The sequence below is a fragment of the Bradyrhizobium sp. genome, from assembly GCF_049581145.1.
In the GTDB taxonomy this organism is placed as follows: Bacteria; Pseudomonadota; Alphaproteobacteria; order Rhizobiales; family Xanthobacteraceae; genus Bradyrhizobium.
In genome coordinates this window covers 1-3,497 of the sequence record NZ_JBAURI010000557.1, presented here as the reverse complement: position 1 = coordinate 3,497, position 3,497 = coordinate 1, and the positions used below count along the sequence as shown (strand labels likewise).

At 61.1% G+C, this 3,497-nt stretch carries 1 protein-coding gene and 1 pseudogene; both read left to right on the top strand.

The window, feature by feature from the left end; translation table 11 throughout:
• Positions 1-1,459, top strand: a pseudogene (locus WCB02_RS18425) (ATP-binding protein); the annotation flags it as partial.
• Between the two features lie 265 nt (positions 1,460-1,724).
• Positions 1,725-2,945 (top strand): serine aminopeptidase domain-containing protein, encoded by a 1,221-nt coding sequence (locus WCB02_RS18420; protein WP_423960186.1) that lies wholly within the window; start codon positions 1,725-1,727, stop codon positions 2,943-2,945.
• Positions 2,946-3,497 lie beyond the last annotated feature (552 nt).

Here is a 3,497-nt window from a genome sequence, read left to right as displayed (position 1 = left end):
GGACAAGCTGGCCGATAGCGGTGAAGCGGAACAGATTGCTCACCGGCACGCGGTGTTCTTTCGCGATCTGTTTGCACGGGCCGCCGAGGGCCCTTTCGTGGACTTTCTGCCGCGTTACGTCCGAGATCTCGACAATATGCGCGCGGCGCTCGAATGGGCCTTCTCACGCGGGGCCGAAAAAGCCGACATCGCAATCGGACTTGCCGTCGCAGCCGGGCCGGTCCTGCTGGCAACGTTCATGCTGCCTGAATGTCATCGTTGGTCGGAGCAGGCGCTGCTGGCCCTCGACAACACCAGGCGCGGAACGGCCGATGAAATGCGCCTGCAGGCCAGCCTGGGCTATTCACTGATGTATACGCGGGGGGGCGATGCGGCGGAGGCGGCCCTGGATAGGGCGCTTGCCCTTGCAGAGGAGTGCGGCGAAGTCCTTTATCAAATGTGGTTACTCGGCGCGCTGAACGTCCTCTACTTCCGAAACGGGAATTGCCGGATGGCGCTGCAATGCGCACGGCGCAATTCAGCCGTCGCCAAGGTCATTGGTGACCCGGCCGCGTTTGCGTCGGCGCACTTCATGCTGGCGACCGCACTCTATCTGGTCGGCGACCTCGACGGCTCCCGCATCGAGTTTGAGGCCACGTTACAGAATCGATCGCATGCACGGCATAGCGGCAGGGCCTATTTTGCCTTTGACATCGTGCCCCCGGCGCGCATGGGTTTGGCGCATACGCTGTACCAGCAGGGCTATCCGCAACAGGCCGCCGAATTGGCGCATTTGGTGCTTGAGGATGCTCTGCACATCGAGCATCCGGCAACACTGAGCATACTCTTGATCCGCGCCTTTCTGCTGTTTCTCCGGATCGGTGATCTGACAACCGTCGAGAAAATCATCGATCGGTATCTCTCCAATGCCCAGTCCCATTCCATGGCGCCACATACGATAGTCGGACGCGGTCTCGAAGCGGTACTGGCGATCCGCCGCGGCAAGCCGCAAAATGGAGTCGATATCTTGCAGAGCTGCATGCGGGAGCTTCCCGCGGCAGGCTACGGGCTGATGGCTGCGCCATTCAATGTCTCGCTCGCGGAAGGGTTCGTCGCGACCGGCCGATTTACCGAAGGCTTGGGGCTGATCGACGATGGCATACGTCAGGTCGAGAAAAATGGTGATTTCATCTACATGCCCGAATTGCTGCGCGTGAAGGGTGCGCTTCTTCTCTCAATGCCTCAGCCTCGCGTCGAGGAGGCAGAAATGCTCTTCATCCGGTCGATCGAACTCAGCCGTCAACAGGGTGCACGTGCCGGCGAGCTGCGCGCCGCAACCGATCTGGCGAAGCTGATGACCGACCATGGACGGCGCGAAAACGCCCGTACCCTGCTCGAGCCGGTATTCACATGGTTCGTCGAGGGCCGGGACACGGACGATCTGAAAGCCGCGGAACGCCTGCTGACAACGTTACGCTAGATCGGGTTTGGTAGCGGTGTCCGCTTTGGGTCAAGGGCCGCCGTGGTCCAACGGACCTGACCAACGGCTATTTCGTCACCTCATCGTGCAGGTTGTCAGAGCATGATCAACATAAAATGTGTAATAGGTCAAAGTCGACATGTCGGGCATTGGTGTATTAGTCTTGTCCGAGTGTACCCGCCATGCTCCGGCTCGCGGCAGATTCGGATACGGCTTCGAGCAAAGTATGCGCAGAGCTTTAGCGATCTTTTTGGTGGTTTTCTTGGTGCTGATTCAGAGCGCTCAGGCCCAGCCACTCACCGTCGATCCGGAAACGATCGTCCCGTTGCCGGGCAAGTTCGACGTGGAGACGCCTACGCCTGAGGTGTCGCCCGAGATCGCTCGCTTTCAGGGCGCGTGGATCGGAACCTGGCACGACGATCGACATATTCTCGTGGTCGAGCGCGTCACGCCCGATGGGCATGCGAATGTGATTTTCGCACAATCAGACTCGGCGTTTTACGGCATGAATCGAGAATGGTGGCGAGACAAAGCAACGATCGTCGACGGCGTGCTGACGATGACGGGATTTCGCACCTTCCGATACGCCTTCGATGGACCCGACCGGTTATACCTGACTGCGACCATCGCGTCCGGCAACGTGACCTCGGGACTACTGGTCCGCACTGACGTGGCACGCCTTGCCGCGGGCGACCGACCGACAGACTGGCCATGGCCCGGCGAGCGCGTGTGGATTCCGCACCTCACGGTTCGGACGCCCGATGGCGCACGGCCGATCATGCTTGAGGCGACGTTCTATCCGTCGACCGGCCATGGCCCGGCACCGCTTGCGATCTTCACCCACGGGTCCGACGTCGGTCGGAATCAGTTGAGGACCTGGTCGTTCTCGACCGAGGCGCATTGGCTACGCGACAATGGTTTTGCCGTGCTTGCACTGATGCGCCGCGGACGCGGCAGGTCCGAGGGCATCAATGGCGAGGAAGATTTTGAGCGCAATCACGAGGGCAACCTCATTGGTGTGTCGGCAGGCGTCGCACAAGCCGTCGAGGATCTCGAATCGGCGATTGCCTATGGCCGCAGATTGGCCGGCGTTCGGCCAGGACCGGTGTTGCTCGCTGGCCAGTCACGCGGCGGGTTTCTCGCCGTGCATTATGCCGGCCTCAAGCCCAGCGAGGTAATGGGCGTGGTGAATTTCTCCGGTGGCTGGTACCCCTACGGGCCGGTGACGACGCCGTATTATGCGAATGCTGGGCGCGGTGCGGCGGACAGGGTTCCGCAGCTCTGGCTTTATGCCGACAACGACAAAATCTACCCTGAAGCTCTGATCCGCGAATACTATCAAGCGTTCACCGCGGCCGGGGGCCGTGCGCACTTTGAGCTTCTCCACGGCGTTCCAGGTGACGGCCATCTGCTGCGGCTTCAACCCGGTCGATGGCGGCCGATCGCGGACGAATTCTTGGCTTCGCTTAATCGCCAGCGCCCTTGACCCGCTCAATCCGGAGTTCGGGTGAATGTCCGAATCAGGTCACATTTGGATGTCGCTTGGCGACGTTTTGCTTCGGCTATTAGTTCCTCAACGTCCCAATCCTCGGCCGGGCCACTGGCCAGGCAACGCGCGATTTCCGCCCGGAAAGCTTCGAGCTTCACCTTGCGCTGCTCTTCGCGTTATTCAACGAGGCGCAAGCCATCCCGCATGACTTCACTCGCCGTGCTGTAACGCCGCTATCGACCAGGTTCTTGATGAGGGTCTTGAGTGCTTCCCGATCGTGTAGCTGGTCGCCATGCTTACGGATCTCCTCATCTTATAAGGTAATATTCAATGCTACCGTGTACCGTATCACGCGCTCTGGACGCCTCCGACGCGCCGCCTATCCGGTTGATCGGCCGCCCTCCGACAGCTCCGCCATCCGTCGCGCATAAAGCCGCCGCAGCGGCTCGAGTTGTGTCGCGGCGCTCGCTGCGAGATAGGCCTGCCGCGCGGCCTGATGTCGGCCGAGCCGGCGCAACAGGTCGGCGCGCACGGCCGGCAGCAATGCGT